13 protein-coding genes are annotated in these 21,190 nt (G+C 60.9%); 5 read left to right on the forward strand and 8 right to left on the reverse strand.

What is annotated here, in order from left to right; genetic code table 11:
* On the forward strand, window positions 1–963 hold the full coding sequence (locus VY732_RS09795) for an alpha/beta hydrolase (protein WP_331695283.1): 963 nt from the start codon (window positions 1–3) through the stop codon (window positions 961–963).
* A gap of 145 nt (window positions 964–1,108) precedes the next feature.
* Here VY732_RS09795 and VY732_RS09800 read toward each other — a convergent pair whose 3' ends face one another.
* The 5 genes from VY732_RS09800 to pvdM all read right to left on the reverse strand — a co-directional run bounded on the left by VY732_RS09800 (window position 1,109) and on the right by pvdM (window position 9,064).
* Window positions 1,109–3,571, reverse strand: a complete 2,463-nt coding sequence (locus VY732_RS09800) for a TonB-dependent siderophore receptor (protein WP_077571885.1) — start codon at window positions 3,569–3,571, stop codon at window positions 1,109–1,111.
* A 98-nt stretch (window positions 3,572–3,669) separates the two neighbouring features.
* A complete protein-coding gene (locus VY732_RS09805; RefSeq protein WP_116030974.1) occupies window positions 3,670–5,319 on the reverse strand; it encodes a cyclic peptide export ABC transporter in 1,650 nt (549 codons plus the stop codon).
* 145 nt (window positions 5,320–5,464) lie between these two features.
* Complete coding sequence (gene pvdO / locus VY732_RS09810) at window positions 5,465–6,373, reverse strand: dihydropyoverdine dehydrogenase (protein ID WP_077571887.1); 909 nt, start codon at window positions 6,371–6,373, stop codon at window positions 5,465–5,467.
* Window positions 6,374–6,407: 34 nt separating this feature from the next.
* On the reverse strand, window positions 6,408–7,697 hold the full coding sequence (gene pvdN / locus VY732_RS09815) for a pyoverdine-tailoring periplasmic protein PvdN (RefSeq protein WP_331695284.1): 1,290 nt from the start codon (window positions 7,695–7,697) through the stop codon (window positions 6,408–6,410).
* Window positions 7,694–9,064 (reverse strand): pyoverdine-tailoring dipeptidase-like protein PvdM, encoded by a 1,371-nt coding sequence (gene pvdM / locus VY732_RS09820; protein WP_331695285.1) that lies wholly within the window; start codon window positions 9,062–9,064, stop codon window positions 7,694–7,696. The genes pvdN and pvdM overlap by 4 nt, the downstream gene beginning before the upstream one ends.
* A gap of 185 nt (window positions 9,065–9,249) precedes the next feature.
* On the opposite strand from pvdM, the gene pvdP reads away from it, so the two are divergent.
* Window positions 9,250–10,869 (forward strand): pyoverdine maturation tyrosinase PvdP, encoded by a 1,620-nt coding sequence (pvdP, locus tag VY732_RS09825; RefSeq protein WP_331695286.1) that lies wholly within the window; start codon window positions 9,250–9,252, stop codon window positions 10,867–10,869.
* A 121-nt stretch (window positions 10,870–10,990) separates the two neighbouring features.
* Here pvdP and VY732_RS09830 read toward each other — a convergent pair whose 3' ends face one another.
* The 3 genes from VY732_RS09830 to VY732_RS09840 are packed head-to-tail and all read right to left on the reverse strand — an operon-like array spanning window position 10,991 to window position 15,539.
* A complete protein-coding gene (locus VY732_RS09830) occupies window positions 10,991–12,385 on the reverse strand; it encodes an efflux transporter outer membrane subunit (protein ID WP_331695287.1) in 1,395 nt (464 codons plus the stop codon).
* A 7-nt stretch (window positions 12,386–12,392) separates the two neighbouring features.
* Window positions 12,393–14,366 (reverse strand): MacB family efflux pump subunit, encoded by a 1,974-nt coding sequence (locus VY732_RS09835; RefSeq protein WP_077571892.1) that lies wholly within the window; start codon window positions 14,364–14,366, stop codon window positions 12,393–12,395.
* The gene (locus VY732_RS09840; RefSeq protein WP_331695288.1) at window positions 14,367–15,539 is read right to left on the reverse strand and encodes an efflux RND transporter periplasmic adaptor subunit; all 1,173 of its coding nucleotides are present in this window, start codon (window positions 15,537–15,539) and stop codon (window positions 14,367–14,369) included.
* A 322-nt stretch (window positions 15,540–15,861) separates the two neighbouring features.
* Here VY732_RS09840 and VY732_RS09845 point away from each other — a divergent pair, with 322 nt between their 5' ends.
* From VY732_RS09845 to mgtA, 3 genes are all read left to right on the forward strand, one after another.
* Window positions 15,862–16,344: a sigma-70 family RNA polymerase sigma factor gene (locus VY732_RS09845; RefSeq protein WP_116030988.1), complete on the forward strand. Its 483-nt coding sequence runs from the start codon at window positions 15,862–15,864 to the stop codon at window positions 16,342–16,344.
* A gap of 134 nt (window positions 16,345–16,478) precedes the next feature.
* Window positions 16,479–17,813, forward strand: coding sequence for a lysine N(6)-hydroxylase/L-ornithine N(5)-oxygenase family protein (locus tag VY732_RS09850; RefSeq protein WP_116030990.1), 1,335 nt, complete (start codon window positions 16,479–16,481; stop codon window positions 17,811–17,813).
* 572 nt (window positions 17,814–18,385) lie between these two features.
* A complete protein-coding gene (mgtA, locus tag VY732_RS09855) occupies window positions 18,386–21,085 on the forward strand; it encodes a magnesium-translocating P-type ATPase (RefSeq protein ID WP_331695289.1) in 2,700 nt (899 codons plus the stop codon).
* Window positions 21,086–21,190 lie beyond the last annotated feature (105 nt).

Genomic DNA, 21,190 nt, shown 5'->3' on the forward strand with positions numbered 1-21,190 from the left:
ATGTCCCTGCATCCGGAACTCAATGCCTTCCTCGACCTGGCCGAAGAAAGCCAGGCCGATGGCCCCGGCCCGTTTCATTTGTCGACGCCAGCTCAGGCCCGGGAGGCTTTCGAGCGCACCACGGAGCAGTTGCGCTGGGGCGCGCCGGCGGATGTCAGTGTCGTGACGCTGCCGTTTACAGCGCGTGACGGTGCCGGCCTGGAATTGCGCCTGTACCGTCCCGCCAATCTGCAGGCCGAGGCGCTGCCGGTGCTGGTGTATTTCCACGGTGGCGGTTATGTGGTCGGCAGTCTGCAATCCCACGATGGCGTGTGCCGCGAGTTCTGCGCCCGGACGCCGTGTGCGGTGTTGTCGGTGGGCTATCGCGTGGCCCCGGAACACAAGTTTCCAACGCCGCTCGAGGATGGTGCCGATGCCTTGGCGTGGCTGGCGCAGCACGCTGCGGCTGAAGGTCTGGACATCACGCGCGTGGCGTTCGGTGGCGACAGCGTCGGCGCGACACTGGCGACAGTATTGGCTCTGCAATCGGCGCGCGATCCCGCCTCTCTGGCCGTTACGCCTCGTCTGCAACTGCTCTGCTATCCGGTAACGGACGCCTCGACCAGCAGCCCCTCGACCGAGCTGTTCGGCGAAGGCTATCTGCTGGAAAGCGAGACACTGGAGTGGTTCTACCGGCACTACGCCAACGACGCGGTGGATCGTCTCGACTGGCGCTTCTCGCCGTTGCTGGCAACGGATTACCAAGGCATGCCCCCTGCGGTGATTGCCCTGGCCGGTCACGATCCGTTACTGGATGAAGGCCGCGCCTATGCCCGGCGTCTGCAAGAGCAGGGCGTCACCGTGGAACTGATCGAGTACAGCGGTTTGATTCACGACTTCCTGCGTTTGCAGAGCGTGGTGCCGGACATCGATAACGTCTACACCCAACTCACCCAAAGCCTGCGCACAGCCTTGTCACATTAAACACATCCCCTGTAGGAGCTGTCGAAGGCTGCGATCCTTTGCTCTTGAAGATCAACAGATCGCAGCCTTCGGCAGCTCCTGCAAAGAGCGGTTTCAGGGCATAAAAAAACCGGGCAATCGCCCGGTTTTTTGTCGGTGGGGTGGCTTACCAGTCGTAAGACACTTCAACCGATGCAACGCGCTCCTGGCCGTAGTAGCAACCGAACGAGTAGTTGCAGTCCGAGATGTACTCACGGTCAAAGATGTTCTGCACGTTCAGGCTGGTTTGCACACCGCGCAGGCTAGGCGACAGTTTGCCCATGTCGTAGCTGACGGTGGTGTCGTAGACAACGTAGGACGGCACGTCGAACGAGTTGGCCGCATCCCCCGGCTTGCGCCCGGTGTAGCGTGCGCCGGCACCAAAGGTCAGGCCGTTGAGCGAAGCCTGGGTGAAGTGGTAGTTGGCCCAGACCAGTGCCGAGACCGGCGCCTGAGCTTCGCTGCGGTTGTCTTTGTTGCCCCAGGTGTCTTTGGTGTAGAACGAGTCGAGGTAGCTGGCGGCAGCCATCACGTCGATGTTGTCGAAGGTCGATTTGACTTCCAGTTCGACGCCGCGCGAACGTACTTCACCCGTCTGGGCCTGGTACTGCGGGTAATCGGTGTCGCCGGTCAGCACGTTCTTCTGCTTGATCTGGAACACCGAGGCGGTGATCAGGGTCTGGTCGAACGGCTGGTATTTCACACCCACTTCGTACTGCTGGCCTTCGGTCGGCTCGAAGCCCTTGCCACCGCGTTCAGGTGCTGCGGTGCCGAGAGTTGGCAGGAACGATTCGGAGTAGCTGACGTACGGCGCAAGGCCGAAGTCGGTGACGTACGTCAGGCCCACGCGGCTGGTGAACTTGTGGTCACGCTTCTCTTCGACCGTACGCGCCAGCAGGTCCTTGTTTTCCACTTCGGCCCAGTCCTGGCGGCCACCGATGGTCAGGATCCACTTGTCCAGTTTGATCTGGTCTTGCAGGTACACACCGGTCTGGCGAATGGTGTTGTCCCACTTGGTGTCCAGTTGTGGCGTGACGCTGCTGGTGTCGTAGTTGTTGTTTTCGCCATACAGGTTGATCGGCAACACGTTATAGGCGTTGTAGCCGTCGTACTTGCGGTTGAAATGGCGATAGTCGACGCCCATCAACGTGGTGTGTTCCAGCGCACCGGTGTTGAATTTGTATTCCAGGTTGTTATCGACGGTGTACGCGGTGTTGTGCTGTTTCCAGTTCAGCTTGACCCGATTGGCGCGGGTGTAATCGGTCACGCCGGCGTCATCGGTGACGAAGCTGCGCAGGTAGAAACCCTTGTAGTCATCGCGTACGTCGGTGTAACGCGCGGTGGAGCGATACTTCAGATCTTCGGTGAAATTGTGCGTGAAGTCGTAGCCGAAGACGTATTGGTCACGCTTGTAGTCGTTGTATTTGGTGTCGCCGGAGAAAAACTCGCGGTCGATGCGCTCGCCGTTCGGGCCGCGCTTGAGCGAGCCGATCATCGGCAGCGCCTGATAGTCTTCCAGTCCGTCGTCACGCTGGATCTGTGCGAGCAGGGTCAGGGACGTGTCGTCGTTGGGTGTCCAGGTCAGGCTGGGCGCCAGCAACATGCGCTCGCTGTGCGTGTGATCGACCTGTTGGCCGCCTTTCTTGCCAACGCCGATGACGCGGTAGGTGAACTCTTTCTGATCGTCGATCGGGCCGCTGGTGTCGAATGCGCCATTGACCCGGTCGTAGCTGCCGGCGCCCAGTTTGACCTGGCTGCGCTGCTCGGTGGTCGGACGCTTGGAGACCATGTTGATGATGCCGCCCGGCTGGTTCTGACCGTAGAGCACCGACGACGGGCCCTTGAGCACTTCGATACGCTCGAGGGTGTACGGGTCGATCTGCGGAGCACCGCCCAGGCTACCGGCGTACGGCAGGTAGGCGCCGTCGAGGTACAGCGGGGTCGGCGCGAAGCCACGGCTGGTGATTTCGTCGGCGATGGCGTTGCGGTCGGTGAAGCCACCGACGTTCAGGCCGGGCGTGTAGCGCAGGGCCTGGGTCAGGTTGCGTGCACCCTGGGTCTGTACTTGTTCGGCGGTGACGACGTTGATGGTTTGCGGAATTTCGAGAATCGGCGTGTCAGTCTTGGTGCCGGTGGCACTGCGGGTCGCGACGTAACCATCGACCGGGCCGTAAGCGGATTCCACGGCTTTGCCATTGATGTTGGTCGCACCCAGTTCCAGCGAGTTACCGGAGGACCGGGCGCGCACGGTGACGGTGTTGCCTTGTACGGTGAACATGACGCCGGTCCCCACCAGCATCTGCGACAGCGCCTGCGACGGCGACAACCGGCCGCTGACCGGCTGGCTGCGCAAGCCCTGCACGTCATCGGCGCTGTACAGCACCTGCATGTTCGATTGCGTGCCCAACGCCTGCAGTGCACTTGCCAGCGATTGCGCAGGAATATTGAAACTGACTTCTTCAGCCTGGACATGCGCGCTGAACGGCAAGGCAAGGGCCATGCTGAAAGCAGTGGCACTGAAGCCCGGTTGCAACATGCGACGCATGATCAGCGCCTTGGTAAAACGTGGAATCCCCGGAATTGCTGGCATCGTGTTTCACTCTTGCAGGTTTTAATTGGGTTGTAGTTGTTATCGATTCTTAATTAGACGCACGAGGCTCATAAAACCAGAATGAGAATCGTGGCTATTTACGCCGTTTGCAGTTCCGTAATGACTTTTCCTGCTTCCATGCGCACCAACTGGTCGGCAATGTCGAAATAGCGGTCATCGTGGGAAATGACGATGATGGTTTTGCCCAGACGCTTCAGGTCGGGCAGCAGTTCGGTGTAGAAAATTCTTCTGAAGGTCGGGTCCTGATCGGCGGCCCACTCGTCGAAGACCAGTACCGGACGTTCCTCCAGCCACGCATTGACCAATGCCAGACGCTTGCGCTGACCGGTCGACAGATCGGTGGTGGTGAACGAGCCGTCACGCACGCTGACCTTGTGCGCGATCTCCAGGCGTTGCAGGTACTGGTTGGCGTCTTCGGGGATATGCGTGTCGCCCTGCACCACGTCGTCGAACAGGTAGTAGTCGGCGAAAATCGTCGTGAACAATTGTCGGTAATCATCGCGGGTGAGGGCGGTGACCACTTGCTCGTTGAGGCGGATTTCACCCTGCTGTGGCGCGTAAAGTCCCAGCAGCAACTTGATCAGGGTGGTCTTGCCGCAACCGTTTTCGCCGACGATGAAAATGATGTCGCCCTGATCAATCTTCAGGTTGACCGGGCCCAGGCGGAATGGCGTGGCGCCTTCGACGGCCGGGAAGCTGTAGGCGACGTCGGTCAGTTCGAGGCTGTGCACCGGGGTTTTGCGGTTGCCCTGATCGCTGAGCAGCAGGTGCGGCTCTGGCGAGGAGAACTGCTCCGACAACTCGGCAATACGGCGGAAGGCGATCTGTGCGCGGCTGACAATCGGCAGCGTGCCGATCAGATGCTCCAGCGGCCCTTTCATGTACAGCAGCACCAGCACGAAGCCGCTCATCACCGCTTTGTCAGTGCTCGGCCAGAGTGACTGCAGGGCCAGCGCCAAACCGATTACGACAAAGAACAGCATCGAACCGAACGTTTTCGCGACCACGAAAATGTTCACCGAGCGAATCTGCGTGTCGCAGATCTTGTCGGCGGTGTGCTCGATACCCGAGACGAACATGCGGTGCCGGCGCGGGCGATGAATGCGCAACTCCTTGGCACCTTCGGCAATCGCGTTGTAGTGCTTTTGCAGTTCGTCTTCGGAATCGCGGGCCTCCATGAACCCCTTGATGCCGTGGCCACGAGCGATGTACTGAACAACAGTGCCGATAATGATCGCCACGACCATCATCAGAAACATTGGCCACGACAGCATCGCCAGATAGCCCATGCAGCCCAGTGTCACGGTCAGGGAAATAGCCAGCGGCGCGAACGCAAAGGCGAAATCGCTGATGGTGTCGACATCGTGAGTCAGCACCGGAATCAGACGATGGCTGCGATAGCGCTCGATCTGTTCGATCGGCGCCGAGAGGACTTTTTCACCCAGCTCCTTGCGCAGCTTGGCAATGATTTTCTGGCCGACGTAGTTGGTACCGATATCGGAAAAAATCGAACTGACCAGTGCCAGCAGGCACAACCCGGCGAACGCGGCGACCACGGTGTTGGTCAGGCCGCCCTCGGCATGCAGGACATTGTTGATCGTCGCCAGCAGCACGGTAACGCTCAGGCCACCGACCATGCCCAGCAGGATCGAGCCGGCAACAATCAGACGAAAGGGTTTGAGCAGGGTGAACAATTCATTGATCACCCCGCGTGTTGGTTTGCTCATGGAGGTTCCCTGCTTGTAAGAACGACGAAGGCCGGCATCGGTGGCGGCCTTCACCTGGGTGACGTTGAGGGCGGGGGCGCGTCGCTTTGGAGCGCGCCCACCTGTAAAACGACTGGAGGGGGGGTTAATTTAAGCGGCGTGGTCGTTACAGATCGCGGGCAACCCGGAAGCCGATCCAGTCGCCGCGATCACCGGGCACCAGTGCATTGCGGTTGCCGGAGCGAGAAAACACCGGAGCCTCACCCCAATCGTTGCCACGGATGCGCTTGAATTCACACTTGCCGGTCAGCCAGGCACTGCCATCGCTCGGTGCGCCGACGTAGTTTTCGTTGTAGCAGTCGGCTGTCCATTCGTAGACGTTGCCGTGCATGTCGTACACGCCAAAGGCGTTGGGCGCGAAGCTGCCAGCCGGGGCGGTGAAGTTGTAGCCATCGGCAGCACCATAGGTGTTGGCGTGTTTGGCGATGCTGTATTCCTTGCCTTCATCGAACGGGAAAGGAAACGGGCCGCTGGTGCCGCCACGGGCGGCGTATTCGCGCAGGGATTCGCTGACCAGGCGGTATTGCTTGCCGGTCTTTTTCGACAGCCACGCGACATAGGCATTGACCTCGGCAAAGTCCATGCACACGGCCGGGTGGCGGTCGGTGTATTGCTTGCGCGGATCACTGCCCTGGTAGTCCGGGATCCCGGCCTTGCAGGCACGACCCGGGCGGTCATCGCCGTCAGGCATCTGGTAGCCGGTGTCTTTGAGGAAGGCGAACCATTCGCCCTTGAGCACTTGAAAGCGGCTGATGGCCAAGGGTTTGGCGAACGTCACCGGGTGCATCGGGCCTTCGTCAGGCTCGCGGCCGACTTCGTCTTCCGGGGTGCCCATGGTGAAGGTGCCGGTCGGTAGCACGACCATTTCCGGGCAATCCTTGCAGTCTTTGAACACTTTGCCCGGCGCGGGTGGTGTTGCGGCCTGAGCGGCGCTCGGCAACAGGCCGGCGGCGAGGGCGGCAAGCACCAGGGCAGGCAGGACTTTCAAGGAAAAACGAGGTAACTCACTGTTCATTTCGCGTCTCGCTAAAAGGAAAAAAGGATCGGCTTCACAGGGCCTGGTCGAGGATGTCCAGCAGGCGGTCGATCTGCGCTTCGCTGTTAAGCAAACCGGGGGCGGTGCGGATCACCGGGCCGACATCACGGGCCACGGCATCGGCAACCACGCGGTTGGCCATCAGGTGCGCGGCGATCTTGTCGCTGTCCTTGCCCTTGACCCGGAAGAAGGTGAAGCCTGCGGAAAATTCCGCACTCAACGGCGTCACCAGTTCGATCTGCGGGCGCTGCAGCAGGCGTTTTTTCAGGTAACTGTTGAGCGCGTGAATGCGCGTCTGCACCTCGGCTTTGCCCAGTTGCAGGTGCAATTTGAACGCCTCGGTCAGCGCCCAGCGGTGTTCGAAGGCGTGGTAACCGCCCGGCGTCATCGTCGTGGAAAAGTGCTCGGCCTCGGAGAAGGTCGGGATGATCGGCGTGACGTATTTCACTTCCGGCGTGCGGCTGCACACGATGCCGGTGCCGCGCGGGCCGAACATCCATTTGTGCGTGCCAGCGATAAAGAAGTCGCAATTCATCGCCGGGAAACTCAGGTCCTCGACGCCAAAACCGTGCACACCGTCGACCACGTAGATGATCCGGTCGGCATCGCTGCGGCCGCGGTTGTGTTTGTCGACCAGCGCGCCGATGGCGCCGAGCGGCAGTTTCACGCCACTGCCCGAATGCACCCAGCACATGCCGAGTACGCGGGTTTCCGGGCGGATGCTGCGGTCGATGTTGGCCAGCAATTCTTTTTCACTGATCCTTTGCGGGTCGTCGAACAGGCGAATCTTGCGCACCTGGGTGCCTTCGCGTTCGCTGCGCAGTTCCAGAATCGTGTGGGTGGCGTAATGCTCGTGTTCGGTGGTGAGGATTTCCTGATCGGCGCGCACGTGCACACCGCCATAAATCATCGTCAGACCTTCGGTGGTGCTGCCGGTCAGTGCGATTTGCCTGGCATCGGCTTGCAGGTATTGGCCGGCCCAGACGCGTACATCGTGTTCGCGCTGTTCGATCACACCGACGTCCCAGTCCATCGCCAGCCCGGGGTTTTTATCGAGGGCGGCGCGGTGCATTTCAATCGCCTCGCGCACCGGTCTCGGGTGGGTGGTGATCAGGAAGTTGGAAAAGTGCAGGTAGTCAGGATCCTGATTGAACAACTGCTGCAACTGCCCCCACTTGTCGCGCGGCAGTGTTGTCGCGGGCGCTGCGGGCGCGGCGGCGGCGACGTTTGGCAGGCTCGCACCCAATGGCAGTGCCGCGGCGAGAATCCCGGCCTGCTTCAAGAAGTCACGACGGTTGCTCATGGCTTGACCGCATCACGAGCACTGGCCAGCGCCGGTTTGGCAGATTTCTCGACCTGATCCCAGACGCGCAGAAAGTTGCCGCCCCAGAGCTTGGCGATGTCGGCTTCGGAGTAGCCGCGTGAAATCAGTTCAGCGGTGACGTTGCGAATCTCGCCGACGTTCTCCCAGCCTTTGACGCCGCCCCCTTCGTTGAAGTCCGAGCTGATGCCGACGTGGTCGATGCCGATCTTGCGCACCGTGTAATCGATGGCGTCGCCCAAGTCCTTGAGGCTGGCTTTCGGTTCCTCTTCGAGGATGGCGTAGAGCTGGCCGGCGTACTCGCCGAACTTCTGCTCGGACCATGCGGCGATGATCGGGTCGCCCGGCATCAGCGCCATGGCCAGGTTTGGCAGCGGCGGCAGGTCGTAGCGTTTGCGCAGTTCGTTGAGCTTGTCCTGGGTGCCTTGGGTCAGCGGTCGCAGGTACTGCGAGAAGCCGACGATCTGCACCACGCCACCGCTGTTCTTGATCAGCTGCAATTCCTTGTCGCTGAGGTTGCGCGGGATGTCCACCATCGCCCGTGGTGCCGAGTGCGACGCCACCAACGGTGTGCGGCTCAGTTGCGCGACCTGCTCCAGGGCCTTGGTCGACATCTGCGAGACATCAATGATCACGCCCAGGTCGTTGAGGCGTTTGACCGCTTGCTTGCCCAGATCCGACAGGCCATCGAGGGCGTCCGGCGAATCATTGAAAAACGGCAGCGGCCGCGACGAGTCAGCCCAGTCGTTGTTGCCGATGTAGCTGAAGCCGAACATGCGCATACCCCGCGCCGTCCACAGATCCAGCAGGTTGAGGTCGTGGCCGAGCGGGTAGGCGTTGAGCATGCTGATGAAAATCGCAAACTTGCCTTCGCCGTGCAGGCGGCGGAAATCGGCAGGGGTGTAGGCGATCCCGACCTGGTTGGGAAAGTCGCGGACCATGCCGGAAATGATCTTGTAGCGGATTTCCTGCTGATTGCGTGCTTCGTCGACGAAACCGGCGGTGGGTTTGTGCGGCGCGTTGGCACCGTTCCAGATTTCCGGCCAGCCGAAAATCGTCAGCGCCGCACCGGACAGGCGACCACGGTTGGCTTTGACCAGATCGAACTGGCCACTGCCGTCCTTGTCGACTTCGTTACCGGTGGTGCCGAAATCCTGGGTGACGGTGATGTGACTGTCGAACGAGAGCATGTGTTCGTGCAGCGCTTCGGCCTGCTGCATGACCTTGTGCGGATAGCCGGGATTGTCCTTGAACCAGATATCCCAGACCGCGAAAGCAGCGCCGGCACTGATCGCCAGAGCCAGCGGCAGGCCAATGAAAAGAGCCTTTTTCGAACGTGGTTTTGTCATTGCCATCTCAGTCAGGTTCGCCGTCGAGGTGCAGGCGCAGAGGCCTTTGCTATCTGGGAAGAACGAGTGAATGGCCGTGGAATTTAGGTCGCCGGGTTAAAAGATCGCAACCCCCATAAATTTACCCGCGCAGCAAACGTTCTAGCTTGGATAAAGCCTGCTTCATGGCTGACACAGGTAGGGCAATGAGGATTTCTCGACGATGGTTCATGGCAGGCCTGGCGTTGACTGGCGCTGCCGTGCCTGCGGCTTATTTCGGGCACCGTGAATGGACGAAGCCTGACCCGACGATTACTCCGGGTGAGGCGTCTTTCGATGTCGCTGACGTGGCCGGGCAGCGCTTGGCCAACGCCTTGCGCGGGGTCTGGAAGATCCGTTTCGTTGGCCCTGACGCCGGCCTGGATGGCTTGCCGGCGCAGGGGCTGGAAGTGTTTCTCGACATCGGCCAGAAGGGCCGGGGCGTGAACGGCTTTCTCGACACCGCCGAGCGTTTGCGCAGTGACGAAACACCTCGTTACCGAATTCTTGGCGATCTGGCCGGGGCAGAGGCCTCGAAACTCAGTTGGCGGTTGCTCGGCACTGACGGTCGCGTCGATTACGAACTGAACATGATCCTCGATGAAGTCTGGGCTGACTTCGGCAATGCCGGCAGCGGCACCCTCAGTGGTACGGTGCAGCGTCTTGACCGGCCATTGGCCTTGCCGGCCGAGGATAATCGCTTTATCGCGGTGAAATGCCTGTTCCCCGAAGCGCGCCAGCGCACCCCGTTGAATGCGCCGTTGCTGGCGTGGCTGGTGTCGCCCGAACATCGCCTGTTCCATCAGGTCTGGCACGCCACCCGTGACAAGTGGCACACCCTGTCCGAGGACAAGCGAAACGCGTTACGCGGCTTGGGCTGGCAGCCTGGTCCGCGTGACAAGGAGCGTGACGCCCGCGGTGTGCACAAGGATCGCAACGGCTCCGGCATCGACTTCTTTTTCATGCACCGGCACATGCTCGGCACGGCGCGCTCGATGATGGATCTGCCGTCGTGGCAGTTCTTCCCATTGCCGCAACCGGAGCTGATCCGCGACCGCCAGGGCTTCGCGCGCTACTTCGACAACCACGATGGCACGGCGCTGCCGCCAACCTGGCTGGCGGCCGAAGATGACGAATACACCCAGTGGGTCAGCGATCTGAAAACCGCCGAGACCTATCAAAGCAATTTTGAAGTCTGGGAATCGCAGTACCGCGATCCGCAATATTTGTCGAAGCTCACTTTGGGTCAGTTTGGTTCAGAGGTTGAGTTGGGCCTGCACGACTGGCTGCACATGCGTTGGGCGTCGGTGCCGCGCGACCCTTCCAACGGTCAGCCGGTACCTATGGCGCGGGATCTCGACGACTTCGCCGCGCGCTGGTTCGCCCCGGAAAACGACTTTCTCGGCGACCCGTTCTCTTCCCATGTGAATCCGGTGTTCTGGCATTTCCATGGCTGGATCGATGATCGTGTCGAGGATTGGTATCGGGCGCACGAGCGCTTCCATCCCGGTCAGGTCACGCGCCTTGAGGTTAACGGCGTCAAGTGGTTTGCCCCAGGTCGCTGGGTCGAAGTCGCGGATCCGTGGCTGGGGCCGGACACCCACGGTTGCAGCACCACGCCGGGTTTGCAGGTGGGAAGGTCGGTGGAGATGGATCCGGAAACCATGAAGCTGGCGCTGCGCATCACCTTCGGCGAAGACGAACAGAAACTCGCCAATCTGTTCCGCCGCGTGCCGCAGCGACCGTGGTATGCGCGCAATCTCAAGCCGAAACAAACTTCGGCTTGAGACCGCGTCATCGTTCTTCGCGAGCAGGCTCGCTCCCACACTGGATCTCATTCCTGCTGAAGGAACTCGGTCAAATGTGGGAGCGAGCCTGCTCGCGAAAACGGCCTGACAGGCTGCGCAATTACAAAGCCTGCCACCCACCCCCAAGCGCCTTGTACAAGGCAATGCTCGCCTGCATCCGCGACAGCCGCAGTTGCACGTTCAGGTCCTGCGCCGCATACAGCGTGCGTTGGGTTTCCAGCACGGTCAGCAAATCTTCGGCACCCGCCTGATAACGGCTCTGGGCAATGTTGAACGCGGTCTGCGCCTGATTCAGTTCTTCGCTCTGCCACTGGCGTTGTTCATCGAGGCCGCGAATGCTGTTGAGGGCTTTTTCGACGTCGGCAAAACCGTTGATGATCGCGCCGCGATAGCTCTGCAGCAGTTCCTCCTGACGCGCCGTGGCCTTGTCGCGCTCAGCGCTCAGGCGGCCGTTGTTGAAGACCGGCGCGAGCAGTCCGGCAGTCAGGTTGTAGAAGGGGCTGCGGATCAAGTCGTCGAACTGGTTGGCCCCCGAGCCTATCTGCGCCGTCAGGGTGATGGCGGGCAGCATGGCGGCGCGGGCGACTTTGACGTCGGCCCGGGCGGCGGCCAGTTGCGCTTCAGCGCGGGCGATGTCGGGGCGGCGGGTGAGCAAATCGCTGGGCACGCCACTGGCAATCCCCGGCCATTGCAGGCGATCGAATGATTCCTGGTTGGCCGCCAACTGCTGTACCGGTTGGCCGAGCAGGGCGGCGAGGCTGATCAAGGCTTCCTGCGCCTGTTGTTGCACCAGCGGCAATTGCCGTTGCTGGGCCGCGACCAGGCTTTTCTGCTGCGCCAGTTCCAGTGCGGTGGCCGAACCCGAATCAAAGCGCGTCTGCACCAGTTTCAACACGCTCTTTGCGTTGGCCAGGTTCAGTTCGGCGATGCGGCTCTGCTCGCGCAATGACAAGGTTTGCGCATAAGTGCTGGCGACGCTGCTGAGCAGGGTCAGTTCGACGGTTGCCCGATCGAACTCGCTGGCCTGCAAGGTGAATTGCGCACTGTCGCGGGAGGCGCGTTTGCCGCCCCAGAAATCGATCTCATACGTGGCGCTCAAACTGGCATCGAAGTAGTCCACAGCCTTGTTGCTGCTGTCGGCATCCAGCTGGCTGTAGCCATTGCCGCGCAACAGTTTCTGCCGATTGGCATTGAGCCCGGCCTTGACCTCTGGAAGCAACGAGCCGCCGGCAATCACTGTGCTGGCCTGCGCTTGGCGCACTCGGGCCACCGCAGCGGCAAGATCGAAGCTGCCGACGCGCGCCTGTTCGATCAGGCGATCCAGTTGCGGGCTGCCGAACTGGGTCCACCACTGCGGGTTGTTGCGAGTGATGCTCGCGTGGTGCGGCGATTGCCAGGCAGCAGGCGCTTGCACGCCACTGTCGGGGCGCTGCACGGGACTGCCGCAGGCACTGAGGATCAGGCACACGGTCAATAAACTGAGGCGCGGTTTCATAGGTCGATCATTCACTGGTAAGGGCCGTGACCGGGTCGAGCCGGGCAGCTTTGCGGGCCGGCATGAAGCCGAAGACAACACCGGTCACAAGGGCGCAGCCGAAGGCGCCGAGCACCGCGATCAACGAAAACGCCACGGCGACTTCGCTGAGGATCAATACACCGCCGACGATCAGCGCCAGGGCGATCCCGGCGATGCCGCCGACCACCGAGAGCATCACGGCTTCGGTGAGGAACTGGCGCAGAATATCGCGCTGACGCGCACCGGTGGCCATGCGGATACCGATTTCGCGAGTCCGCTCGCGCACGGTCATCAGCATGATGTTCATCACGCCGATGCCGCCGACCAGCAGCGAAATCGCGGCAATCGAACCGAGCATCAGCGACAGGGTGTTCTGCGTGCGCGCTTCGGCCTGGATCATTGCGGCGTTGTTGGTCAGCTCGAAGTCCTTCTTGCCGTTGTGCAGGCGCAGCATCAGTTGTTCGATGGCGTGCTCTGCTTGCTTGACCTTGCGCGCATCGGCAGCGGCAATCGCTACATATTCAGGGTCACGCGTGCCGAACAGGCGCACGCTGGCCGCCGAGTAAGGCACGGCGATGCGGTCGTCACTGTCGGAATCGCCGGAGCTGGCGCCTTTTTCCGCCAAGACGCCGACGACCTGGAAGGGTACGTTTTCGATCAGGATGTATTGGCCGATCGGGTTGGCGACGTCCTTGAGCAATTTGTTGCGGACCTTGTGGCCGATCACGGCCACGGCCGAGGCATTCTGTTCGTCCTTCTCGGTGAAGTAGCTGCCCTGAACCACCGGCCAGTTGAAGATGGCCGGGAAGTTGGTGTCATTGCCGCCGACGTAACTCAAATGGTCGACATTGCCGTAGCGCACGCCGGCTTCGGCGCCGATGACCGGCATGATCCGCTGCACTTGCGGCAGGCTCGCCACCGCGCGGACATCGTCCAGCGTGATGATCCCTGCCGGTGTGCGCGGGTTCGGTGCCGAGCCGCTGAGATAAAGAATGTTGGAGCCGAACGCGCCCATTTGCGCCATGACCTGACGCTTGCTGCCTTCGCCGACTGCGAGCATCACCACCACCGAGGCCACGCCGATGATGATGCCGAGCAGGGTCAGCGCCGTGCGGAAGCGGTTGATCCACATCACGCGCCACGCCGCGTGCAAGGCATCCACCAGCTCGCCTTTCCACGCGCCGGTGGCTTCGGCGCCTTCGCTCAGACGCTTGCGCAAGTCGACCGCTTGCAAGGCGCCGGGGTTGGCGCTGGTCTGGGCTTCGGGGTTGTCTTTGGCGCTGTCGCTGATGATCAGGCCGTCGCTGATTTCGATGATGCGTTTGGCGCGCGCCGCCACTTCGCGATCGTGGGTGATGAGGATCACCACATGGCCCTGACTGGCCAGTTCGTCGAGCAGCGCCATGACCTCTTTGCCGCTGTGGCTGTCGAGGGCGCCGGTTGGCTCATCGGCAAGAATGATGTGGCCGCCGTTCATCAAGGCGCGGGCAATCGACACCCGTTGTTGCTGACCGCCGGAGAGCTGATGCGGGCGGTTGCCGGTGCGTGATGCCAAGCCGAGGCGGTCGAGCAGGGCGGCGGCGCGGGCGTGGCGCTCGGCGGCCGGAGTGCCGGCATAGATCGCCGGCATTTCGACGTTTTCCTGAGCCGAGCCGGACGGAATCAGGTGGTAACCCTGAAACACGAAACCAAAGGCTTCGCGGCGCAGCCACGCCAGTTCGTCGCTGTCGAGGCCAGCGACGTTTTCCCCGGCGAAGCGGTATTCGCCAGACGTCGGTCGGTCGAGGCAGCCAAGGATGTTCATCAGCGTCGATTTGCCGGAACCGGAGGCACCGACAATCGCGACGAATTCGCCGGCGTGGATCGACAGGTCGATACCGCGCAGCACATGAACTTCCGGCGCGTCGCCGCCACCGTAGGATTTGCGGATGTCCTGCAGGTCGATCAGGGGCGTTTGCATTTAACCCCCGTTGCCATCAGCCGGGCCGATCAGCAGGTGATCACCTTCACTCAGGCCATCGAGAATCTGCACCTTCAGCCGATCGCTGATACCGGTGCGCACTTCGCGGGATTCGATTTTGCCGTTGGCGGCAACCACCTGCGCGGTCTGCTGGTTGGCTTTGTCGCTGCCTTGCAGGGCCGCCACCGGGGCGGTGAGGACATCCCTGGCCTGATTGGCGACGAAGAATACCTGGGTGGTCATCTCCGCCATCAGCGCGTTGTCGGCGTTATCGACGTCGAGCAAAACCGTGTACAGCACGACCCGGGCGCTGCCGCTTTTGCTGCTGCTGGCCGGGCTGCCACCGCCCTGGCTGGTCTGATCGAGCGGTTTTGGCGGCACCGGCAGGATTTGCCGTACGGTGCTGCTCCAGCGCCGGTTGCCGCCGCTGAGGGTAGTGAAATAAGCGGTCATGCCCGGTTTGACATGGCCGATATCCGCCTCGGAAACCTCGGCCCAAACGGTCATCGGTGACAGCTTGGCGATGCGCAGGATCAGCGGCGTCTGCTGTTGCGCGTTGAGGGTCTGGCCTTCGCGGGCATCGAGGGCGACCACGGTGCCGGCCATGGGCGCATAGATCCGTGTGTAGCCGAGCTCGGCCTGATCGCTGCGCAGGCTGGCTTCGGCCTGACGGATCTGCGCCTGGAACATGTCGATGCGCGCTTGCGTGGCTTTCAGTTCGGCGCGGGCGGTCTGCACGTCTTCCTCGCGGGTTGCCCCGCCGGCCGCCAGATTCTGCTGGCGCTGATACTTCTGTTGCGCCAATTCGTGCTGGGCACGTTGTTCCTGCAATTGCGCCTTGAGGTTTTCGATCGAGAAGCGCCCGGCGTCGAGCTTGGCTCGTTGCGTCGACGGGTCGATCTCCACCAGCAACTGGCCTTCCTTGACCACGTCGCCGACTTCGACATGGATTTTCCGGATCTGCCCGGACGCCTGCGCACCGACGTCCACGTAACGGCGTGGTTGCAAGGTGCCGAGCGCGGTAACGCTGCTTTCGATATCGCCGCGCGACACTTGCACGGTGGCGAATTTATCCCGGCCCGGCGGCATCATTTGCCACGCGGCATAGCCAACAACGGGGATCAGACAGAGGACTACGAGCAGGGCGCGTCGGGCGGGGCGGGGACGTTTCATGCAGGGTTCCGGCCAGTGGAAATCGGCCCGTCGTTCGGCTGGCACACAGGTTCGGGCAGCACTGAACGCTGTCGCAAGGTGCGACAGACACGGGGAGCTGTCCTGTAAACGATGGAAGTGCAGGGGAATTTAACTGCGGACACACGAAGTTACAGCTATAGAGCAGGACTATTTATCGGTCAACGACAAACACCACTTTAAATCTATATGAGAATTACTATAAATTACGCACCTCAAGTTGCCACTATCTTGCTACTGCGTTTCGCGCAGCGGTAACTCAGTGAGCTCAAGGACAGAACCCGCAGGTTTGCGGCCGGGAGTCATGTTGGAAAACTACTATCGGGAGCTGGTGTGTTTCCTGAACGCCAAGCTTGGCAACCGTCAGGTTGCCGAAGATGTGGTGCATGACGCCTATCTGCGGGTGCTGGAACGTTCCAGCGACACACCGATCGAGCAACCCCGGGCCTTTCTTTACCGCACCGCGCTCAATCTGGTCATCGACGACCATCGCCGCAACGCTTTGCGCCAGGTCGAATCACTCGAGGTGCTCGATAATGAAGAGCGCTATTTCACCCCGTCGCCCCACGGCACCCTCGATCATGGCCAGCGCCTGGAGATGCTTCAGCGCGCGCTGGCCGAGTTGTCACCGCTGTGTCGCGAAAGTTTTCTGCTGCGCAAGATCGAAGGCCTGTCACACCCGGAAATCGCTCAGCAGCTGGGCATTTCCAAGGCTCTGGTGGAAAAGCACATCGTCAATGCCATGAAGCATTGCCGACTGCGCATCAAGCAATGGGATGCCCATTGAGCCGTCCGCGTTAAATTTTATTTCACTGTCCTCGTTCCTACTCAACAGACGACCTGCTGTCCTGCTCAAGGCCAGTCAGGTCACTTAGGCTCTCCTTGCCCCTTGTTGAGGGGTTCATCCAGAGGACACTGGAAATGACTCAGGCAATTGCATCGCCCATCGTTCACGACCTGATCGGCGTCGGTTTCGGCCCTTCGAACCTGGCGCTGGCTATCGCTCTGCAAGAGCGCGGGCCGACCCACGGCGAGCTGGATGTACTGTTCCTCGACAAGCAGGCCAACTACAGCTGGCACGGCAACACCCTGTCGACCCAGAGCGAGTTGCAGATTTCCTTCCTCAAGGATCTGGTGACCCTGCGCAATCCGACCAGTCCGTATTCCTTCGTCAACTATCTGAAGTACCACGGTCGTCTGGTCGACTTCATCAACCTCGGCACCTTTTATCCTTGCCGCATGGAGTACAACGACTACCTGCGCTGGGTCGCCGCGCAGTTCACCGAACAAAGCCGTTACGGCGAAGAAGTGCTGACCATCGAGCCGGTGCTGCACAACCATCAGGTTGAAGCGCTGCGGGTGATTTCCCGTGGCAGCGATGGTCAGCAATTTGTGCGTACCACGCGTTCGGTTGTCGTCAGCGCTGGCGGCACCCCGCGGATCCCGGAGGCGTTCAAAGCGCTGAAGGGCGACACCCGCGTCTTCCACCATTCGCAATACCTGTCGCAAATGGCCAAGCAACCGTGCGTGAACAATCAGCCGATGAGCATCGCGATCATCGGTGGCGGCCAGAGCGCGGCGGAAGCCTTCATCGATCTGAACGATTCGTTCCCGTCGGTGCAGGTCGACATGATCCTGCGTGGTTCGGCCCTGAAACCGGCGGATGACAGCCCGTTCGTCAACGAAGTGTTCTCGCCGGAGTTCACCGATCTGGTGTTCCAGCAGAACAGCGCCGAGCGTGAGCGTCTGGTCAACGAGTACCACAACACCAACTACTCGGTGGTCGACATCGACCTGATCGAGCGTATCTACGGCATCTTCTATCGTCAGAAGGTCTCGGGGATTGCCCGTCACGCGTTCCGCACCCTGACCACCGTCGAGAAAGCCACCGCCACCGAAAACGGTATCGAACTGGCCGTGCGCAACAACGCCACTGGCGAAGTCACCGTGCGCAACTACGACGCCGTGGTACTGGCCACCGGTTACGAGCGGCAGATGCACCGCAAACTGCTGGCGCCGCTCGAAGAGTACCTGGGTGACTTCGAAGTCGATCGCAACTACAAACTGATCACCGACGAGCGCTGCAAGGCTGGCCTCTACATGCAGGGCTTCTGCCAGGCCAGCCATGGTCTGAGCGATACGTTGCTGTCGGTGCTGCCGATTCGCGCGGACGAGATTGCCGGTTCGTTGTATGAACATGGCAAGAACCGTGGGCATCGGTCGATGGCGGATCTGTTGTTAGCAACCGCCAGCTAAGATCAGCGGCGCCTGATACACCGCTATCGCGAGCAGGCTCACTCCTACAATGTTCTGTGTACGCAGGACCAATGTAGGAGTGAGCCTGCTCGCGATGGGGCTCTCGAAAACACCAGAGTTTCACAATCCTGAACCCTTCCTGAACACCCGCCACATTCCCCGACACACCTCCTTTTGCGGGTTTACTCTGCAGACATCGGGGCGTAAGCTTCGCGCGTTTTCATCAATAGCGGAGACCCACAGTGGGTACTTGTTCGAGTGACAGTTGTCGGCCGGTCTCGGTAACCGGCAGATTCTCGGCAAGATAACGCGCAGACTTTCTCTGTCGTTGTCTCGCCGTAAAAGCGAGCAGCGGCATCCCGTGCATGGCCCGTCAGTGGTCATGTCTAGACGTCCTTCTCATCGACGCTGAACAGAGCGTGGTTTCGACTTCACTGTCGCGATCGCAGCCCTATCGACACGCCTGTCTTTTCTGACCGGCGCGCCAGGCCTTGCCGTGCCGGTTTTTCCGGCGGACGAGGCGCGGCCGTACCTGCTTGACGGTTTCCCGGCTGACCATAGGGGCAACAGCCATGAAACTTACGCTCAAGGAATTTTTCGCAGGCTTCCTGCGGACCCGCCACATCGCCCGGCACTTCCGTCGCCTGGCGCTGCTGGAATCGATCAACGACACCACGGTCAGCCGTGAAGTCCCGCCCACGCTGGCCAACACTCTGGTCGATGCCGCGCATTGCGACAGCGGTGTATTGCTGTCGTCACTCGGCACGTATTCCGATGGTCTGACCGATTTCGAAGTCGATGCGCTGCGTGCGCAATACGGCCTCAACGAAGTCGAACACGAGCAGCCGCTGCCATGGTGGATTCACCTGTGGCACTGCTACAAAAACCCGTTCAACCTGTTGCTGACCCTGTTGGCGGTGATCTCGTGGCTGACCGAAGACCTCAAGGCCGCCGTGGTGATTTTCTCCATGGTGGTGCTGTCGACGCTGCTGCGCTTCTGGCAGGAAAGCAAATCCAACCAGGCCGCCGACGCGCTGAAAGCCATGGTCAGCAACACCGCGACGGTGATGCGCCGTGACGCGCCGCGCAGCGAATTGCCGATTAAACAACTGGTGCCGGGCGATCTGATCGTGCTCTCGGCCGGTGACATGATTCCCGCCGATTGCCGGGTGCTCAGCGCCAAGGATCTGTTCGTCAGCCAAGCGGCGATGACCGGCGAATCGATGCCGGTAGAGAAGTTTCCGCGTCAGGCTGATCGCGACACGCGCAATCCGCTGGAACTGGACAACATCCTGTTCATGGGCACCAACGTGGTGTCCGGCACAGCGGTGGCGGTGATTCTCACCACTGGCAACAGCACCTATTTCGGTGCGCTGGCGCAGCGTGTCGGCGCCACTGATCGCGCGGTCACTTCATTCCAGCAAGGCGTGAATAAAGTCAGCTGGCTGTTGATCCGTTTCATGTTCGTCATGGCGCCGCTGGTGCTGTTCATCAACGGTTTCACCAAGGGTGACTGGACCGAAGCGTTGCTGTTCGCACTGTCGATTGCCGTCGGCCTGACCCCGGAAATGCTGCCGATGATCGTCACCTCGACGCTGGCCAAAGGCGCGGTGTTTCTGTCACGGAAAAAAGTCATCGTCAAACGCCTCGACGCGATCCAGAACTTCGGCGCGATGGACGTGCTGTGCACCGACAAGACCGGCACGCTGACCCAGGACAAGATCTTCCTCGCGCGCAATGTCGATGTCTGGGGCGCCGATTCCGACGACGTGCTGGAAATGGCTTACCTCAACAGCTACTACCAGACCGGCCTGAAAAACCTGCTGGATGTCGCGGTGCTGGAACACGTGGAAATCCACCGCGAACTGAAAGTCGGCACGGCGTTTCGCAAGGTCGATGAGATCCCGTTCGACTTCAATCGTCGGCGCATGTCGGTGGTGGTCGAAGGCCGTGGCCAGCCCCATCAACTGATCTGCAAAGGCGCCGTGGAAGAAGTGTTGGCAGTGTGCAGCCGTGTGCGTCACGGCGAGGTCGATGAAGCCTTGAGCGATGAATTGCTGACCCGGATTCGTCAGGTCACCGCAGCATTCAACGCTGAAGGCTTGCGCGTAGTGGCGGTGGCCGCCCGCTCGATGCCGGAGGGTCGTGAAGTTTACAGCCTGGCCGATGAGCAGGAATTGACGCTGATCGGTTACGTGGCGTTCCTCGATCCACCGAAGGAAAGCACCGCGCCAGCGCTCAAGGCCCTGGCCGAACATGGCGTGGCGGTGAAAGTGCTGACCGGCGACAACGAGCTGGTGACCGCGAAGATCTGCCGCGAAGTCGGTCTCGCGCAACAGGGATTACTGCTGGGCAATGACGTTGAGCGCATGAGTGACGCCGAACTGGCAGTGGCAGTGGAAACCACCAACGTCTTCGCCAAACTGACGCCGTCGCACAAGGAGCGCATCGTGCGCATCCTCAAAGGCAATGGCCACGTGGTCGGCTTCATGGGTGACGGCATCAACGACGCGCCAGCGCTGCGCACTGCCGACATCGGCATTTCCGTGGACAGCGCAGTGGATATCGCCAAGGAAGCGGCCGACATCATCCTGTTGGAAAAGAGCCTGATGGTGCTGGAGGAGGGCGTACTCGAAGGGCGGCGTACCTTCGCCAACATGCTCAAGTACATCAAGATGACCGCCAGTTCCAACTTCGGCAACGTCTTCTCGGTGCTGGTCGCCAGTGCGTTCATTCCGTTCCTGCCGATGCTGCCGATGCACCTGCTGGTGCAGAACCTGCTCTACGACATTTCGCAGATTGCCATTCCGTTCGATAACGTCGACGAGGACATGCTGAAAAAACCACAACGCTGGCAGCCGGGCGATGTCGGGCGCTTCATGCTGTTCTTCGGCCCGATCAGTTCGATCTTTGACATCACCACGTTCGCCTTGATGTGGTACGTATTCGATGCCAACACCCCGGATCACCAGACGCTGTTCCAGTCCGGCTGGTTCGTGGTCGGGTTGCTGACCCAGACGCTGATCGTGCACATGATCCGCACGCCGAAGATTCCGTTCCTGCAAAGCCGTGCAGCCCTGCCGCTGCTGGTGATGACCGGGATCATCATGGCGGTCGGCATCTTCCTGCCGATGGGGCCGCTGGCGCACTACTTCAAATTGCAAGCGCTGCCGTCGCTGTACTTCGTGTTCCTGCCGGTGATCCTGCTGGCGTACATGGCGCTGACCCAGGCAGTGAAAGGTTTCTACATCCGCCGGTTCGGCTGGCAGTAATGCTGCCCCCTGTAGGAGTGAGCCTGCTCGCGATAGCGGTGTTTCAGTCAATATTGCGGTGACTGACACACCGCTATCGCGAGCAGGCTCACTCCTACAGGGATC

It is taken from the genome of Pseudomonas sp. ZY71 (assembly GCF_036542145.1).
GTDB classification, from domain to species: Bacteria; Pseudomonadota; Gammaproteobacteria; order Pseudomonadales; family Pseudomonadaceae; genus Aquipseudomonas; species Aquipseudomonas koreensis_A.